This is a genomic window from Streptomyces sp. HUAS MG91 (assembly GCF_040529335.1).
Lineage (GTDB): Bacteria > Actinomycetota > Actinomycetes > Streptomycetales > Streptomycetaceae > Streptomyces > Streptomyces tabacisoli.
Map to the genome: position 1 here is coordinate 1,508,772 of NZ_CP159534.1, position 16,045 is coordinate 1,524,816.

The following is a 16,045-nucleotide window of genomic DNA, read 5'->3' on the forward strand; positions in this document are numbered from 1 at the left end:
TGTGGTGCCAACGGTTGAGTACGGCTCTTGTTACCGCTGGTTACGCGTGGGGTTCTCGTGGACCACCGGGCCGACGACGATGACCGCCGGGGGCTTCACGCCCTCCGCGACCGCCTTCTCGCCGACCGTGGCGAGCGTCGCGTCGACGCGGCGCTGGGCGGCCGTGGTGCCCTCCTGGACGAGGGCGACGGGGGTGTCGGCCGGCTTTCCGTGCGCGATCAGGGCCTCGGCGATCTTCCCTATCTTGTCGACGCCCATGAGGATCACGAGGGTGCCGGTCAGCCGGGCCATCGCCGACCAGTCGACGAGGGAGCGCTCGTCGTCGGGGGCCACATGGCCGCTGACCACGGTGAACTCGTGGGCGACGCCGCGGTGGGTGACCGGGATACCGGCCGCGCCGGGCACCGAGATCGAGCTGGAGATGCCGGGGACGACGGTGACCGGAATGCCCTCGGCGGCGAGCGCCTGGGCCTCCTCCATGCCGCGGCCGAAGACGTAGGGGTCGCCGCCCTTGAGGCGGACGACGGCCTTGCCCTGCTTGGCGTGGTCGATCAGGGCCTGGTTGATGGCCTCCTGGACCATCTGACGGCCGTACGGGATCTTGGCCGCGTCGATCACCTCGACGTGCGGCGGGAGCTCGTCGAGCAGGTCGCGCGGGCCGAGCCGGTCGGCGATGACGACGTCGGCCTCGGCGAGCAGGCGGCGGCCGCGGACGGTGATCAGGTCGGGGTCGCCGGGGCCGCCGCCGACCAGGGCGACGCCCGGGGTGCGGGTGCGCTCCGCGCTGACCGTGCCGTCGCGCAGGGCCTCGACCAGCGCGTCGCGTATCGCCGCCGTGCGGCGCGGGTCGCGGTCGGCGGCCTCGGCGGACAGCACCGCGACGGTCACGCCCTCGGTGCGGCCGGTGGCCGGGGTCCAGGCGGTCGCGGCCTCGGCGTCGTCGGAGCGGACGCACCAGGTGCGGTTGCGCTCCGCTTCGGCCGAGGCCAGGTCGTTCGCGGTGCGGTCGGCGGTGGCGACGAGGACGTACCAGGCACCGGTCAGGTCGCCCTCCTCGTAGCGGCGGCGGGTCCACGTGATCTCGCCCGCGTCCGCCATGGCCTCGACCGAGGGGGTGGCCGACGGGGAGATGAGGGTGATGTCCGCGCCTGCCGCTATCAGCGCGGGGAGCCGGCGCTGGGCGACCTGGCCGCCGCCGATCACTATCGTCCTGCGGTTCGTCAGGCGGAGGCCGACGGGGTATGCGGGGTGCTGGGGGGACGGCATGTCGTGCGGCTCCTGGGCGGCGGGCTCGGTGGGCTGCGACTTTGGAGCCCTGTGACGTGCAGGTTCTTGGGGGTCAGCTTATGCCGGGGTCGCTGGAACAGTCACCGGGGCCGTGGCGCTGTGCCCACCCTTATCCATCCCCCACTGCCTTAAGGGCGTGGGGGCCCCAGGCGGAACGCCTGCCCACAGCCGGGGGGGGCGTGGGCAGGCGTTCCGGCGGGCGGGGCTACTTTTCCGTGACGCCTGCCGAGTCGAACGTCGCCACCTCGTGCATCGCCCGCGCCGCGCTCTGCACGATCGGCAGGGCCAGGAGGGCGCCGGTGCCCTCGCCGAGGCGGAGGTCGAGGTCGACCAGGGGGCGCAGGCCCAGCTTGTTCAGGGCCGCCACGTGGCCGGGCTCGGCGCTGCGGTGGCCCGCGATGCAGGCGGCGAGGACCTCGGGCGCGATGGCGCGGGCGACCAGGGCGGCCGCGCCGGCGCTGACGCCGTCGAGGATGACCGGCGTACGCAGCGAGGCGCCGCCCAGGAGCAGGCCGACCATCGCCGCGTGCTCCAGGCCGCCGACCGCCGCGAGGACGCCGATCGGGTCCGCCGGGTCGGGCCGGTGCACGTCGAGGGCGCGGCGCACGACCTCGATCTTGCGGGCGTGCGTCTCGTCGTTGATGCCGGTGCCGCGGCCGGTGACCTCGGCCGGGTCGACCTCGGTGTAGACCGAGATCAGCGCGGCCGACGCCGTCGTGTTCGCGATGCCCATCTCGCCGGTGAGCAGCGCCTTGTTGCCCGCCGCGACCAGGTCGCGGGCGGTCTCGATGCCGACCTCGATGGCCGCCTTGACCTCTTCGCGGGTCAGGGCGGGACCGGTCGTCATGTCGGCGGTGCCGGCCCGCACCTTGCGGGGCAACAGGCCGGGCGTGGCCGGGAGTTCGCTGGCGACGCCGACGTCGATGACGCAGACCTCGGCGCCGACCTGGTTCGCGAACGCGTTGCAGACCGCGCCGCCGCCCAGGAAGTTCGCGACCATCTGGCCGGTCACCTCCTGCGGCCAGGGGGTGACGCCCTGGGCGTGCACTCCGTGGTCGCCCGCGAAGATCGCGACGGCCGCGGGCTCCGGGATCGGCGGCGGGCACATCCGGGACAGGCCGGACAGCTGCGCGGAGATGATCTCCAGCATGCCGAGCGCCCCGGCGGGCTTCGTCATGCGCTTCTGCCGCTCCCAGGCCTCGCCGAGCGCCTTGGCGTCCAGCGGGCGGATGTTGGAGACGGTCTCGGCGAGCAGGTCGTGCGGGTCCTCGCCGGGCAGGGCCCGACGCCCGTACGTCTCCTCGTGGACGACCCAGGACAGCGGGCGGCGCTTGGACCAGCCCGCCTGCATCAGCTCGGGCTCCTCAGGGAACTCGTCGACGTAGCCGACGCAGAGGTAGGCGACGACTTCGAGGTGGTCGGGCAGGCCGAGCGTGCGGACCATCTCGCGCTCGTCGAAGAACGAGACCCAGCCGACGCCCAGGCCCTCGGCGCGCGCGGCGAGCCACAGGTTCTCGACCGCGAGCGCGGAGGAGTACGGCGCCATCTGCGGCTGGGTGTGGCGGCCGAGGGTGTGGCGGCCGCCGCGGGTCGGGTCGGCGGTGACGACGATGTTCACCGGGGTGTCGAGGATGGCCTCGATCTTCAGTTCCTTGAACTGCTTCGCGCGGCCCTTGGGCAGGGACTTCGCGTACGCGTCCTTCTGCCGCATGGCCAGTTCGTGCATCGTGCGCCGGGTCTCGGCGGAGCGGATGACGACGAAGTCCCAGGGCTGGGAGTGGCCGACGGACGGCGCCGTGTGGGCCGCCTCCAGGACGCGGAGCAGCACCTCGTGCGGGATGGGGTCGCCGCGGAAGCCGTTGCGGATGTCGCGGCGCTCGCGCATCACGCGCAGGACGGCCTCGCGCTCGGCGTCGTCGTAGCCGGGGGCCGCGGGGCCGACGAACTCCGGCTCCACCGCCTCCGGCACGGGCTCCGTCTCCGGCGCGGGCTGCGCGTCCTGGGCGGGCTGGACGTCCTGGACCGGCTCCGGGGCGACCTCGATCAGCTCCGGCTCCTCCTCGGCGACGGGCGCCTGCGCCATGACCGGCTCGGGCCGCTCGTCGGGCTCGGGCTGCTCCTCGGCCGCCTGCGGGGCGACCGGCGCCTCGGCGGGCGGCTGCTCCTCGGCCTCGGGCTGCTGGACCGGCTGCGGCTGCTGGAGCGGCTCGGCGGCTACGGGACCCAGCGCGATCGGCGCCTCGGGCTGCGGCTCCGGCTCGGGCTCCGGCGCGGCCACCGGCTCGGGGGCGGGCTGCTGCGGCTGCTCGGCGACCGGCTCCAGCGGCTCCTGCTGCGCCACCGGCTCGACCGGCTGCGGAAGCTGCTCGACCGGGGCGGCCGGCTCGGGCTGGGTGATCTGCTCGGGCTGGGCGGCGGCCTGCTCGGGCGCGGGCTCGGCGACGGGCTCCGGCATCGGCGGGACCGTCATGGCGTGCGGCGGCGTCGGGGCCAGGTGCGGCGTCGTGGGCACGGAGCCCTCGACGGGCACGAACTGGCCGAGCGGCTGCTGCCCGGTCTCCTGCGGCGTGCCGTACGGGTCGGGGTGGCCGGGCTGCTCGGCCTGGCCCGCGTGGGCGCCGACCGGGGCGGGCTCCGGGACCGGCGCGAACTGCGCCGCGGCGGCCGGATCCTGCGGGACGGCGTAGGCCTCCGGAACGACCGTTTCTGCGGGGATCTGCGGCATTTCGAACCCCGGCTGCGGCTGCGCGTCCGCGGGCTCCCACGGCGCGGCGCCCTGCGGCGGGATGTCGAGGTACTCGGGGCCCGTGGTGGGCGGACCCGCCTGGCGTACGGGCATCGGGCCGGACGGGGCCTGCTGCGCGGGGCCGCGGTCGGCGAGCGAGCGCACGGTGCCGCCGGTCTCGGGCATGGGCGGGCCCATGTGCAGCGGACGGCGGGCGGGGCCCTGGTTCACGGCACCGGCGGCGGCCGGCTGGTTCTGGAGGTGCATGCCGCCCATGTCGTGGTGACCGCTGTCGCGGCCGGCCATCTCGTGCGGGCCCGGCTCGTGCGCCTGCGGGGCGGGCGCCGCGGCGTACCCCTGCTGCGGCGCGGGGGCCGGGACCTGGGCGTCGTACGGCTGTCCCCAGGCGCCCTGGGAGCCGGGCATCAGGAGGAGTTCGTCGTCCTCGGAAGTGGCCTCGGCGGGATCGAGGTAGGTGTAAGCACCCGGGGCGGGAACGCCCGGCTGCTCCACCGCGCCTGCGTTCTCCGGCAGCCCCTCGCCCGGAACCTGACCGGTGTCGGTCATGCCTACCCCTCGCCCATCGATGAGAACTTGCCGGCCGCCCCGGGCCCGTGCCCGGTGAGCAACCCCCTTGACCGGAGCGGTGCGTCAACCGCCCGTCATGGTGAACGAGCGTGCGCGCCGCGCGGCACGAACCGCCCCGGACAACAGGCATTGTCCCGGTCGGACCGCGGCCACGGAACGTAGATCACCCATGGCCTTCTGTGGACTGCGCCACGTTGCGCGTCCTCCGGTCGGCGCCGTACCACAGCACGCCCCAAAGCTGGCGCGTTTTCCGGACATTGACCGACGAATTGTCGGACGCAGCGGTGCGGTACAACGATCGGCCAGCCTACAGCGCGTCCTGGGCCGTCAGGGTCACGGGTGGCGGTCCGGGAGGCGTCCGGACAGGAGGAATCCCACAGTCCGCTCCTTCTCGGTCCAGACACGAGTGTCCAGTTCGACGGATTGCAGGAGGGCGCACTCGACGTCGTATCCGTGCTCCGTCAGATCCCTGCCGATGAGTTCGGCCTGGTCGCGTGTCGCCGCGTGGGCGACGATCCGCGCGGGGCGGCGGTCGGCGACCGCGGCGACGACCGCCGCTCCCCCGCCGCCGACCCGGACGACGTCGGGCTCGGGCAGGTCCTCCAGGGCGTGCGGGGCGGTGCCGTGCACGATCTGCGCCTGGACGTTGAAGCGGCGCACGGCCGCCTGGGCGCGGGCGCAGGCGTCCGCGTCGCGGTCCACGGCGATGACGGCGGCGCCGAACCGGGCGGCCTCCGCGGTGAACGCGCCGCTGCCGCAGCCGATGTCCCACACCAGATCGCCGGTCCTGGGCCCGAGGCGGGCGAGTTGGGCCGCGCGCAGTTGTTCGGTCTCGCCCTCGCCGGAGGGGCCGTCGTACTCGGCGGCGGGCAGGGCCCAGCCGCGCGGGGCGGCGGCCGCGTCCCGTGAATCGCCGCCGGCGAGCCAGCCGCCGTTCTCCGGGGAGGGGCCGGTGACCGTGCCGCCGACGACGATGACCACGTTGGGGTCGCGCCAGGTGTGGTCGGCGGCCTTGTCCGAGGTGACGACGGTGACCTGTTCGCGGTCGGTGCCCAGTTCCTCGCAGATGACGAAGGTGCGGTGGACGCCGTCGAGGAGCAGGCCGAGTTCGGCGGGTCCGGCGCCGGGCGAGGTGAGGACCGCCACCTTGGTGTGGGCCCGGCACACGTTCACCGCCCGGCGCAGGGTGCGGCGGTGGGCGACGACCACCTGGGCGTCGTCCCAGGGCATCCCGGCGCGGGCGAAGGCCTGGGCGACGGAGGAGACGGCGGGGACGACCTCCACCTCCAGGCCGTACTCGGGGGCGCGCAGGGTGCGCACGACGCCGAAGAAGCCGGGGTCGCCGTCGGCGAGGACGACGGCGGTGCCGCGGTGCCCCGCGATCCGGCGGGCGGCGAGGGAGACGCTGCCGAGGCGGATGCGCTCGGCGCGTGCGGGCACTTCGGGCAGCGCCAGGTGGTGGGCGGCGCCGGCCACGAGGGTGGCCGCGCCGAGTGCGGAACGGGCTGCCGCGGTCAGGGGCGAGCCGTCCCAGCCGATCACCGTGACCCGGTCGGCCATCGTTGTCAGTCTCCAGGAAGGGTGCGGATGCGTACGCGAGAGGGAGCCGCCGATGGGCAGGGCCGGGCGGAGCACCGTGAGCGTACCTGCTGGGTCTGGCCGCTGCCTGTGGGCAGGTTCCGGTCCGGGCCGCTTCCCCGTCGGGAGCCTCCCTCAGGGACCGCTTCCCGGCCGGGTCAGTTCCAGTCGGAGAACGCGGTGAAACCGCCGGCCTCGGCGAGCTGCTCGGTGACGCCCTCGATGTCCTCGGGGAGCAGGCTCCACACGATGAAGTCGGTACGGACGTCGGCCCAGGTGCCGTCCTCGGTGCGGGTACGCGCTATGCAGGCGCCCCGCAGCACGCCCTCGCTGATGCAGCCGATCTTCTGGGCGACCTGCTGGGAGGCGGTGTTGTCGGCGGCGGTGCGCAGTTCGATGCGCTCCATGCCCTGGTCGCGGAAGAGCCACTGGGCGGTGGCGAGCGCGGCCTCGGAGGCGTAGCCCTCGCCGCGGGCCCAGGGGGCGACGATGTACGACAGTTCGGTGGCGCGGACGTGCCAGTTGGTCTTGGTGAGCTGGATGATGCCGACCAGGCGCTGGGTCAGGAACTCGGTGACGGCCAGGTCGAGTCCGGTGCCGGCCGTGCGCTCGCGCGGGGCGTACTCACTGATCCACTTCCGCGCGCCGTCCTCGGTGAAGGGCTGCGGGACCGACGTCCAGGCGGCGACCAGTTCGTCGTTCATCATCTCGGCCAGGGCGGGGACGTCGTCCTCGTCGAGGGGACGCAGCACCAAGCGCTCCGTGCTGATGGAGATCTCGGGGAAGGTGTTCGTCATGCGCCGCTCCGTAACCTTCGTGGCCGCCTGTCGTCCCTCGTGTCGGCCGGGGTGAAGTGCCCAGCATGCAGCATGCAGGCACGTAACTGCACATGGGGGCCGCCCCTGTTGCCGGGAACGGCCCCCGTGGAGGGTGTGCCTGCGGGTCGTACGGCCCGCGCGTTGCCTCAGGCCGGAAGCACCGAGCCCTTGTACGTGTCCTCGATGAACTTCTTCACCTCGGGCGAGGTGAGCAGTGCGGCGAGCTTCTTGACGCGCGGGTCGTCCTCGTCGCCCTTCTTGACGGCGAGGATGTTGTTGTACGGGTTGTCCTTCACCGATTCCAGGAGGATGGCGTCCTTCCGGGGGCTCAGGTCCGCGTCGAGCGCGTAGTTGTTGTTGATGACGGCCGCGTCGACGTCGCTCAACGAGCGCGGCAGCTGGGCCGGTTCGAGCTCCTTGAAGGTCAGGCCCTTCGGGTTCTTCGCGATGTCCTGGGGACTGGCGTTCGCGCCCGCGCCCTTCTTGAGCCCGATCACCCCCTTGGAGGCGAGGAGTTCGAGCGCCCGGCCTTCGTTGGTGGTGTCGTTCGGCAGCGCCACGGTCGCGCCCCGGGCGAGCTTCGTGACGTCGTCGACCTTCTCGGAGTAGACGCCCATGGGCGGCAGGTACACGTCGGTGACCGCGCTCAGGGTGGTGCCCTTGGACTTGTTGAAGTCCTCCAAGTAGGGCTTGTGCTGGTACAGGTTGGCGTCGAGGGTGCCGTCCTGGAGGGCGGTGTCCGGCAGGACGTAGTCCGTGAACTCCTTGATCTCCAGGTCGAGTCCGGCCTTCTCCGCCAGGTGGTCCTTGACGTACGCGAGGACCTCGCCGGCCGGGGTCGGGGTGGCCCCGACGACCAGCGTGCCGCTCGCGTCGCCGCCGTCCTTGCCGCTTCCGCAGGCCGTGACGCCGAGGGCGAGTGCCCCGGCGATCACGGCGGCGGGAATCGTGTGCGTACGCATCAGAAGGAGGGGAGCACCGAGCCCTTGTACTTGTCCTCGATGAACTTCTTGACCTCGGGCGAGGTGAGGAGCTTGGCGAGCTTCTTGACGCGCGGGTCGTCCTCGTTGCCCTCCTTGACCGCGAGGACGTTGTTGTACTTGTTGTTCTTCGCCGACTCCAGGACGAGGGCGTCCTTGGCCGGGCTGAGGTCGGCACCGATGGCGTAGTTGCCGTTGATCACCGCGGCGTCGACGTCCTGGAGGGAGCGCGGGGTCTGGGCCGCCTCGACCTCCTTGAACGTCAGGTCCTTCGGGTTCTTCGCGATGTCCTGCGGGGTGGCCGTGGCCTCGGAGCCGCTCTTGAGGGTGATGAGCCCGTTGGCGGCGAGGAAGCGCAGGGCGCGGCTCTCGTTGTCGGCGTCGTTCGGGACGGCGATGGTGCCGCCCTTCTTGATGCCGTCGACCTTCGTGGCCTTCTTGGAGTAGAGGCCGAGCGGCTCCAGGTGGACGGTGGCGACCGACTTCAGGTGCGTGCCGTTCTTCTTGTTGAAGTCCTCGAGGTACGGCACGGTCTGGAAGTAGTTGGCGTCGACCGAGCCGTCCTCGGTGGCGTTGTTCGGCTGGACGTAGTCCGTGAACTCCTTGACCTCGAGGTTGAGGCCGGCCTTCTTCGCGAGGTTCTTCTTGATGTAGTTCAGAACCTCGGCGTGCGGGACGGGAGTCGCGGCGACGACCAGCGGGTCGGACGCCTTGGCCTTCGTGTCGCCCTTGTCGGAGCCGCAGGCGGTCAGGCCCAGGGTGAGGGCGCCGGCGGCGAGGACAGCTGCGGTGATCTTGGTGGTGTTACGCACGAAAAGTGCCTTTCTCCATGGTGGTGCAACCCGCCGGGTGGGCGGGGAGTCGGGAAATCTCGGGGCGCCGGTCAGGCGCTGGTGGCGGGCGACTTGAAGAAGGCCCGGAAGCGGAGCGGTTCGCCGCCCTTGCCCGCGCGGCGGTGCAGGACCCGGGCGCCGCTGTCGCCGGCGAACTGGATGACGGCGATGGCGACCGCGAGGATGGCCACGATGATCCACATCATGGACGTCTCGAAGCGCTGGTAGCCGTAGCGGATGGCGAGGTCGCCGAGGCCGCCCGCGCCGACCGTGCCGGCCATCGCGGAGTAGCCGATGATCGCGATGATCGTCGTGGTGGTCGCGGAGATCAGCGACGGCAGCGACTCGGGTACGAGGACCTTGCGGACGACCGTCCAGGTGTTGCCGCCCATCGACTGCACGGCCTCGACGAGCCCGCCGTCGACCTCACGCACGGACGTCTCGACGAGCCGCGCGAAGAAGGGGACGGCACCGATGGCGAGCGGCACGATGGCGGCCTCGCGGCCGATGGTGGTGCCGACGATCCAGCGGGTGAAGCCCATCAGGGCGACCATGAGGATCAGGAAGGGCATCGAGCGGACGATGTTGACGACCTGCCCGATGACCTTGTTGGCGACGGCGTTCTGCACCATGCCGCCGCGGTCGGTGAGGACGAGCAGGACGCCGAGCGGCAGACCGGCGACGACGGCGATCAGCGTGGACCAGCCGACCATGTAGAGGGTGTCCCAACACGCCTGGGACAGCAGCGGCTGCATCTCCGACCAGGTCACTTGGACGCACCTTCCTTCAGCAGAGCGGACGCGTTCTCGTCGCGGGCGGGGTTCTCGACGATGTCGACCTGGAGGCCCTGCTCGCGCAGGAAGCCGATGGGGACGACGTTGTCCTCGTAGCGGCCGGGCAGTTCGATGCGCATGCGGCCGACCTGCTTGCCGGCGACGGTGTCCATCGCGGCGCCCAGGATCGAGATGTCGATGTTGTACGTGCGCGAGAGCTGCGAGATGACCGGCTGGGTCGTCGACTCCCCGTGGAAGGTGACGTCGATGACGGTGCGGTCGGCGCCGGACGCGTCGCCGCTGACGGGGAAGAGCGCGGCGGCGAGTTCGGAGCCCGGGGTCGCGAGGAGTTCGCCGACCGTGCCGGACTCGACGATCCGCCCGTGCTCCATCAGGGCGGCGGAGTCGCAGACGGTCTTGACGACGTCCATCTCGTGCGTGATGAGCAGGACGGTCAGGCCGAGCTGCCGGTTGAGGTCGCGCAGGAGCTGGAGGATCGAGCGGGTGGTCTCCGGGTCGAGGGCGCTGGTGGCCTCGTCGGACAGCAGCACCTTCGGGTCGCCGGCCAGCGCGCGGGCGATGCCGACGCGCTGCTTCTGACCGCCGGAGAGCTGCGCCGGGTAGGACTTCGCCTTGTCGGCGAGGCCGACCAGGTCGAGGAGCTCCAGCGCCTTGGAGGAACGTTCCTTCCCCGACTTGCCGAGGATTTCGAGGGGCAGCTCGATGTTGTCCTGCACCGTGCGCGAGGACAGCAGGTTGAAGTGCTGGAAGACCATGCCGATGCGGCTGCGCGCCTCGCGCAGTTCCTTGCCGGCGCGCGGGCCGCGCCCGGCGAGGGCGGTGAGGTCCTGGCCGGCCACCGTCACGGTGCCGGAGGTGGGGCGCTCCAGCAGGTTCACGCAGCGGATCAGCGAGGACTTGCCGGCGCCGGACTGGCCGATGACGCCGTACACCTCGCCTTCGCGCACGTGCAGATCGACGCCGTCGAGGGCGGTGACCTCGCGGCCGCGCGAGCGGTAGACCTTGGTGAGGCCCTGGGTGGTGATCACGTGGATGTCCGTCACTGTCGAGTGCGCGGCACGGGTGGCGCCGGGCACGGGGCATTCATTCGGAACTGGGGAAGTTTCCGGGCGCGCGACAGGTTCTCGCGCCGGCACGGGGCCGGCAGCGGGGTCCGTACGGAGAAGCTGTGCGCGGGGCAGGCCCGGTCACGTAGGCGAACTGTTTCTCCCTGCGGAGTCACTCCCTACGGAACAGGGCGCGCGGGTCTCGCTTCGGGGCGCGAGATCAGGCGGTGGGGGCCCTCAGAAGGCGCACATTCGACACATACAACGAGCACCGGGCGTCATGGTCGCCTCGGTCGCAAGGGTGCGGCTGCTCGTCGTGGTCATGCGGGCAAGTAAAGCAGACGTGAGGACGCTCCCCACCCCCGCTGTCCGAATAGCGGACAGCGGTGGATGGCGGTCCGGGGTCGCTCAGGGCTCGGTGACGAGCTCCACGCCCGCCTCCGTGGCCAGTGCTGACACGGCCGACAGGTCCTTCACCACCACGTCGGCGACGAGTTCGGCGGCCGTGTGCGTTGTGGTCAAGGCCACGGTCGTCATGCCGCCGGCGCGGCCCGCGGCCAGTCCGGCGGGGGCGTCCTCGAAGACGACGCAGCGCGCCGGGTCGGCGCCCAGTTTCGCGGCGGCGAGCAGGAAGGGCTCCGGGTCGGGCTTGCCGCGCGTGATGTCGTCGGCGGCGACGATCAGCGGCGGGGTGACGCCGACGGCCGCGAGCCGGGCCGCGGCGAGCCTGCGGGTGGCGGAGGTGACGACGGCCCAGCGGCCCGCGGGCAGCGCGTCGAGGAGTTTCCGGACACCGGGCAGCAGGTGCGTGCCGCCGTTCGGCACGTCCTCGACCTCCAGCTCCTCGATCCGGGCGACGGCCTCCAGGACCCGCTCGCCGGGCAGCAGGTCGGCGACGATCTCGGCGGCGGGGCGGCCGTGCAGCTCGATGGCCGCGAACTGCTCGGCGGTGATCCCGTACTCCTGCGCCCACCGGGTCCAGCAGCGGTACACGGACTCCAGCGAGGAGACGAGGGTTCCGTCGTTGTCGAAGAGGAGGGCGTCCGCGGTGATCTTCATACGTCGAGCGTACGGGCGGTGGGCCGGGGGCGCGGGCGGCGGGTCATTTCGGCCGTAATAGGCTCTCGGCCATGCTTGATGCCCTGACCCTGGTGACGGGTCTCGCCGCGCTCGCGCTCGCGGCCTGGTGCGGCTTCGCCGCCTCTCGCGACCAGCCGACCAAGGACTGGCACTTCATCGGCATGGCCGTGGTGTCGGTGCTGGCGCTGGTGCAGCTGGTGGTCGGGATCGTGCAGCTGGCCCGCGGCGAGAAGCCGGACCAGGGCACGACGATCTTCGTCGCGTATCTGATCGGGGCGTTCGCGTGCGTCCCGGCGGCGGGGTTCATGTCGCTGGCGGAGCGGACCCGGTGGGGGTCGGTGACCGTCGCGGCGGGCGGTGTGGTGCTCGCCGTCCTCGAAGTACGGCTCTATGACATCTGGGGAGGATGAGGTGGCTGCGGCCTCTTCGGAGAAGGCGACCGCGAAGCGGCGGCGCCGGCTGATCAGCGGTCCCGGCATGCTGCTGGTGTGGCTCTACGGCGTCATGGTCGTCGGGGCCGTGTCGCGCTCGGCCGTGCAGATCTCCACGGACTTCGGCAGGGCGCCGCTCGCCTACACGCTGTCCGCGGTGGCGGGGATCGTGTACGGGTTCATCACGTACTCGCTGGTGCGCGGCGGGGACCGGGCCCGGCGGGCCGCGTTCGCCTGCTGCGCGCTGGAGCTGGCGGGCGTGCTGATCGTCGGCGTGTGGACGCTGGTGGAGCCGTCGGCGTTCCCGGACGCGACCGTGTGGTCGGACTTCGGGATGGGCTACCTCTTCATCCCGGTGATCCTGCCGCTGACCGCGATGTACTGGCTGCGCAAGGGCGTGCTGCGGCACGGGTCCGAGGCCGCGGAGGCCTGAGACTCCGGCGGGTGCGGCCGGGGCGGGGCCCCGGCCGTCCGGTCAGACTCCGGTGAGGCTCGGCGCCTCGGTCTCCTTCGCCAGCGTCACGACGGTCAGCCGCTCGTCGACCTTCTCCGTGGTGACCGGGGCGTAGCCGTGCCTGCGGTACAGGCGCAGGTTGTGGTCGCTGCGGTGGCCCGTGAAGAGTTCGAAGCGCTTGGCCGTGCCCGCCGTGGCCAGCTGGGCCTCTATGGCGGCCAGGAGCCGCCCGCCGAGGCCGTGGCGGCGCAGCCGCGGGTGGACGATCAGCTTGCCGATGTGTGCCGTGCCGTCCGCGTCGGTGGTGCCGCGCACGGAGGCCACCACCTCGTCGCCGAGGCGGGCCACCAGGACGGTGCCGCTCGTCAGTTCTCCCCGGACCGATTCCAGGGACTGCGTGAGCGGTTCGATCGAGTAGTCCCCGTAGAGCTGTGCCTCGCTCTGGTAGCAGAGGTACTGCAGTTTGAGGATCTGTTCGGCATCCGCTTCGGTCGCCGCAGAGATGGTCACGCTCATGCCCATGTGTGCATGCCTCCCGCTCACCTGTCCGCCGTGTGTCCCTCACCCTTTTCCCCTGTGGGCCATCGGCGCAACCTCGGCGGCCATGATTCTGCGCAGGCAACCCAGACATCTGGAACGTTCCGGCCCAAGGCTGCCCTGTGAGATACCCAACTCGCCCGCGATCTCCCGGTACGTGAGGTCGAGCGGGGACAGCAGGGCACCGATGAGGCGGGGGCAGCGTCCGGGCAGTCGGCGCACGGCCGCGTGCAGGGTCCGCGCCCGCTCCCGGGCGAGCGCGCGGCGCTCCGGGTCGGACTCGCCGGGGTCGGCGGCGGGCTCGTCGGCGGCGGGGTGTTCGCGCAGACCGGTGCGGCGCAGACGGCGGGCCTCGGCGTGGACCGTCCGGGTGAGCCAGGCGGCCGGGTCGGGCGGCGGGCCCTGGTCGGCGAGCCGTTCCAGCAGGCGCAGCCAGACGTCCTGCTCCAGGTCGGCCAGATCGTCGCGGTCGGCCGCGGCGGGGAGTTCGGCGTGCGCCTCCGCGGCGAGCAGGGGGCGCAGGGCGTCGAGCACCCGGGTGTCGTACGTCATGTACGACGGGACGGGGCGGGCCCGGCGACCGGTTGCCGGGTCCGCCCGTGATCACTCCAACCGGCGCTCGCCGCTCAGCCGTTGACGAAGTCCTCGCGGGCGAGGAGGGCGGTGTCGCAGTTGTCGGAGAAGATGCCGTCGATCCCGGTGGCGAAGTACGTCTTGAACGCGCCGAACGCGTCGCCGTACGCGTTCGGGTCCGTCCCCTTCTTGAAGTCGGCCGGGAGGAAGGTGTTCTCGTTGCGCATGGTGTACGGGTGCAGGATGAGGCCCGCGGCGTGCGCGTCCTTGACGAGGGTGGTCGGCGCGAGGAGCTTGCCCGAGGCGTCCTTCGGGATGATCAGGTCGAGGGTGGGGCCGATGCCGTTCGCGTACCCGGCGATCTCGGCGAGTCCCTTGGGCGTGATCAGGTCGGCGACGGTGCGCGGGTCGCCGGTGTCGACGAAGTCGGCGGGGCGGGAGTTCGCCGTGGAGAGCAGGACGGCCAGCGGGTTGTCGACGAGCTTGTTCAGGCGCTGGATGCTGGTCGGCTCGAAGGACTGGAGGATGACCGGCGAGTTCTTCCGGTGCAGCCCGTGGGCGCGCAGGATCCTGGCGAGCCGCTCCTCCAGGCCGAGGCCGAGCTTGCGGAAGTAGGTGGGGTGCTTGGTCTCGGGGTAGATCCAGACCTCGCGGCCGCGCTTGCGGCTCTGCTCGGCGCGCCAGGCGAGGACCTCCTCGAAGGTGGGGATCTCCCAGCGGCCGTCGTAGAGGGTGTTGTGCTGGCGGTTGCCGGGGATGCGCTCCTTGGCTCTGAGCGTCTTCAGCTCGGCGAGCGTGAAGTCCTCGGTGAACCAGCCGGTCGTCGAGACCCCGTCGATGACCTTGGTGGTCTTGCGGGAGGCGAACTCGGGGTGCGCCGAGACGTCCGTGGTGCCGCCGATTTCCGGCTCGTGACGGCATACGAGGTGGCCGTCCCTGGTCGGGACGATGTCACCGGCCTCGATGACGTGCGCGCCCATGTCGAGCGCCAGCTGGTACGAGCCCAGGGTGTGCTCGGGGCGGTAGCCGCTGGCTCCGCGGTGGCCGATGACGGTCGGTACAGGCAGGCCCTTGATGCCGCGTCCGGAGTGATTCCCACCACTCGCGCGCTCCGCCGCGCTCGCCGCGGTGGGCGCCGCGAGGGCGGCGGCGCCGGCGCCGAGCACCGCCGCGCCGAGCAGCGAGCGGCGGCCCACTCCTGTGGTTCCCCGGGTCTCCCGCGCAGCCTGTGACTTCTCGTTCCCCATGAAGCACTCCTCCCGACCAGTCGTGCCTTGCACCTGTCAAAGCGGTCCCGATCGTAGGTGGGCGGGAGTGACGAACGGGAGACCTCGTGCGGAACGGGAGGGTGTGGTGAGGTGACTGCTGGGGGTCGTCTACGCACCAGGGGTGCGCGCGGTCAGGTCAACTCTGCGTATCCAGTCGGTGAACCCGATGTGCGACCGGGCCGCAGGCGCGAGTATCGTCCTCACCTGCGCAGACCGTCACGGCCGATCCCGGGCCGTGCCCAGACTGAAATCTTGTCAATCTCGACATCGGAGGGCCCGTTGTCCCGCTTCGCGCTCATCAAGGCAGTGCTCGGACCGATCATGCGCCTGATGTTCCGCACCCGTGTGGAAGGCGCCGAGAACATTCCGGGCACCGGCCCCGTCATTCTGGCGGGCAACCACCTGACGTTCATCGACTCGATGATCCTGCCGCTCGTCTGCGACCGGCAGGTGTGCTTCATCGGCAAGGACGAGTACGTCACCGGGAAGTCGCTCAAGGGCCGTCTCATGGCCTGGTTCTTCACCGGCGTCGGCATGATCCCGGTGGACCGGGACGGTGCCAACGGCGGGGTGGCCGCGCTGATGACCGGCCGCCGTGTCCTGGAGGAGGGTCGCATCTTCGGTATCTACCCGGAGGGGACCCGCTCCCCCGACGGGCGTCTGTACCGCGGCCGTACGGGTATCGCGCGGCTGACGCTGATGACCGGTGCGCCGGTGGTGCCCTTCGCCATGATCGGCACGGACAAGCTGCAGCCGGGTGGCTCGGGGATGCCTAAGCCGGGGCGGGTGACCGTGCGGTTCGGGGAGCCCATGGAGTTCTCCCGGTACGACGGGATGGGGCGCGACCGGTATGTGCTGCGGGCCGTGACCGACTCGGTGATGGCTGAGGTCATGCGGTTGTCGGGGCAGGAGTACGTGGACATGTACGCCACTAAGGCGAAGGCCGCGTAGGCGTTCTGATCTGGGCCGTGGGCCCGCCGGAGATGTCTCCGGCGGGCCCACGGTCGTTTTCGGGCGGGGCTGTGGCGGGGCCCGTCGAGGCGCCTGACCGGC

General features: G+C 71.9%; 15 protein-coding genes. 3 read left to right on the forward strand and 12 right to left on the reverse strand.

Features of this window, described 5'->3' with window-relative positions; genetic code table 11:
* Positions 1-30: 30 nt before the first annotated feature.
* The 9 genes from cobA to ABII15_RS07060 all read right to left on the reverse strand — a co-directional run bounded on the left by cobA (position 31) and on the right by ABII15_RS07060 (position 11,708).
* Complete coding sequence (cobA, locus tag ABII15_RS07020; RefSeq protein WP_353941396.1) at positions 31-1,266, reverse strand: uroporphyrinogen-III C-methyltransferase; 1,236 nt, start codon at positions 1,264-1,266, stop codon at positions 31-33.
* Positions 1,267-1,492: 226 nt separating this feature from the next.
* Positions 1,493-4,579 carry a nicotinate-nucleotide--dimethylbenzimidazole phosphoribosyltransferase gene (gene cobT, locus ABII15_RS07025; RefSeq protein WP_353941397.1) on the reverse strand — a complete coding sequence of 1,029 codons (3,087 nt, stop codon included), beginning with the start codon at positions 4,577-4,579 and terminating at the stop codon, positions 1,493-1,495.
* 354 nt (positions 4,580-4,933) lie between these two features.
* Positions 4,934-6,160: a precorrin-6y C5,15-methyltransferase (decarboxylating) subunit CbiE gene (cbiE, locus tag ABII15_RS07030; RefSeq protein ID WP_353941398.1), complete on the reverse strand. Its 1,227-nt coding sequence runs from the start codon at positions 6,158-6,160 to the stop codon at positions 4,934-4,936.
* 176 nt (positions 6,161-6,336) lie between these two features.
* Positions 6,337-6,975, reverse strand: a complete 639-nt coding sequence (locus ABII15_RS07035) for a GNAT family N-acetyltransferase (protein ID WP_353941399.1) — start codon at positions 6,973-6,975, stop codon at positions 6,337-6,339.
* Between the two features lie 167 nt (positions 6,976-7,142).
* The gene (locus tag ABII15_RS07040; RefSeq protein ID WP_353941400.1) at positions 7,143-7,958 is read right to left on the reverse strand and encodes a MetQ/NlpA family ABC transporter substrate-binding protein; all 816 of its coding nucleotides are present in this window, start codon (positions 7,956-7,958) and stop codon (positions 7,143-7,145) included.
* The gene (locus ABII15_RS07045) at positions 7,958-8,788 is read right to left on the reverse strand and encodes a MetQ/NlpA family ABC transporter substrate-binding protein (protein WP_353941401.1); all 831 of its coding nucleotides are present in this window, start codon (positions 8,786-8,788) and stop codon (positions 7,958-7,960) included. Before ABII15_RS07045 ends, ABII15_RS07040 begins: the two co-directional genes overlap by 1 nt.
* Before the next feature lie 71 nt (positions 8,789-8,859).
* Entirely contained in the window at positions 8,860-9,579 is a 720-nt protein-coding gene (locus ABII15_RS07050; RefSeq protein WP_353941402.1) for a methionine ABC transporter permease, read from the reverse strand.
* Positions 9,576-10,631, reverse strand: a complete 1,056-nt coding sequence (locus ABII15_RS07055; RefSeq protein WP_353946981.1) for an ATP-binding cassette domain-containing protein — start codon at positions 10,629-10,631, stop codon at positions 9,576-9,578. Before ABII15_RS07055 ends, ABII15_RS07050 begins: the two co-directional genes overlap by 4 nt.
* 426 nt (positions 10,632-11,057) lie before the next feature.
* Positions 11,058-11,708, reverse strand: a complete 651-nt coding sequence (locus ABII15_RS07060; protein WP_353941403.1) for an HAD-IA family hydrolase — start codon at positions 11,706-11,708, stop codon at positions 11,058-11,060.
* 71 nt (positions 11,709-11,779) lie between these two features.
* On the opposite strand from ABII15_RS07060, the gene ABII15_RS07065 reads away from it, so the two are divergent.
* Both ABII15_RS07065 and ABII15_RS07070 read left to right on the forward strand, forming a co-directional pair.
* Positions 11,780-12,139 carry a hypothetical protein gene (locus tag ABII15_RS07065; RefSeq protein WP_111665730.1) on the forward strand — a complete coding sequence of 120 codons (360 nt, stop codon included), beginning with the start codon at positions 11,780-11,782 and terminating at the stop codon, positions 12,137-12,139.
* Positions 12,120-12,593: a hypothetical protein gene (locus tag ABII15_RS07070; protein ID WP_353941404.1), complete on the forward strand. Its 474-nt coding sequence runs from the start codon at positions 12,120-12,122 to the stop codon at positions 12,591-12,593. The genes ABII15_RS07065 and ABII15_RS07070 overlap by 20 nt, the downstream gene beginning before the upstream one ends.
* 42 nt (positions 12,594-12,635) lie before the next feature.
* Here ABII15_RS07070 and ABII15_RS07075 read toward each other — a convergent pair whose 3' ends face one another.
* The 3 genes from ABII15_RS07075 to ABII15_RS07085 form a co-directional block, all read right to left on the reverse strand.
* The gene (locus tag ABII15_RS07075) at positions 12,636-13,136 is read right to left on the reverse strand and encodes a GNAT family N-acetyltransferase (RefSeq protein ID WP_353941405.1); all 501 of its coding nucleotides are present in this window, start codon (positions 13,134-13,136) and stop codon (positions 12,636-12,638) included.
* Positions 13,137-13,175: 39 nt separating this feature from the next.
* Positions 13,176-13,703 (reverse strand): sigma-70 family RNA polymerase sigma factor, encoded by a 528-nt coding sequence (locus ABII15_RS07080; protein WP_353941406.1) that lies wholly within the window; start codon positions 13,701-13,703, stop codon positions 13,176-13,178.
* Between the two features lie 74 nt (positions 13,704-13,777).
* A complete protein-coding gene (locus ABII15_RS07085) occupies positions 13,778-14,971 on the reverse strand; it encodes a glycerophosphodiester phosphodiesterase (protein WP_353941407.1) in 1,194 nt (397 codons plus the stop codon).
* A 342-nt stretch (positions 14,972-15,313) separates the two neighbouring features.
* Between ABII15_RS07085 and ABII15_RS07090 the strand changes: the two genes are divergently transcribed.
* A complete protein-coding gene (locus ABII15_RS07090; protein ID WP_353946982.1) occupies positions 15,314-15,943 on the forward strand; it encodes a lysophospholipid acyltransferase family protein in 630 nt (209 codons plus the stop codon).
* Positions 15,944-16,045: the final 102 nt, after the last annotated feature.

Coding starts and splice junctions, on each gene's coding strand:
- ABII15_RS07035 (WP_353941399.1), bottom strand. CDS start 6,975: ATGACGAACACCTTCCCCGAGATCTCCATCAGCACGGAGCGCTTGGTG.
- ABII15_RS07090 (WP_353946982.1), top strand. CDS start 15,314: ATGCGCCTGATGTTCCGCACCCGTGTGGAAGGCGCCGAGAACATTCCG.
- ABII15_RS07085 (WP_353941407.1), bottom strand. CDS start 14,971: ATGGGGAACGAGAAGTCACAGGCTGCGCGGGAGACCCGGGGAACCACA.
- ABII15_RS07065 (WP_111665730.1), top strand. CDS start 11,780: ATGCTTGATGCCCTGACCCTGGTGACGGGTCTCGCCGCGCTCGCGCTC.
- ABII15_RS07040 (WP_353941400.1), bottom strand. CDS start 7,958: ATGCGTACGCACACGATTCCCGCCGCCGTGATCGCCGGGGCACTCGCC.
- ABII15_RS07070 (WP_353941404.1), top strand. CDS start 12,120: ATGACATCTGGGGAGGATGAGGTGGCTGCGGCCTCTTCGGAGAAGGCG.
- ABII15_RS07080 (WP_353941406.1), bottom strand. CDS start 13,703: ATGACGTACGACACCCGGGTGCTCGACGCCCTGCGCCCCCTGCTCGCC.
- cbiE (WP_353941398.1), bottom strand. CDS start 6,160: ATGGCCGACCGGGTCACGGTGATCGGCTGGGACGGCTCGCCCCTGACC.
- ABII15_RS07060 (WP_353941403.1), bottom strand. CDS start 11,708: ATGAAGATCACCGCGGACGCCCTCCTCTTCGACAACGACGGAACCCTC.
- cobT (WP_353941397.1), bottom strand. CDS start 4,579: ATGACCGACACCGGTCAGGTTCCGGGCGAGGGGCTGCCGGAGAACGCA.
- cobA (WP_353941396.1), bottom strand. CDS start 1,266: ATGCCGTCCCCCCAGCACCCCGCATACCCCGTCGGCCTCCGCCTGACG.
- ABII15_RS07075 (WP_353941405.1), bottom strand. CDS start 13,136: ATGGGCATGAGCGTGACCATCTCTGCGGCGACCGAAGCGGATGCCGAA.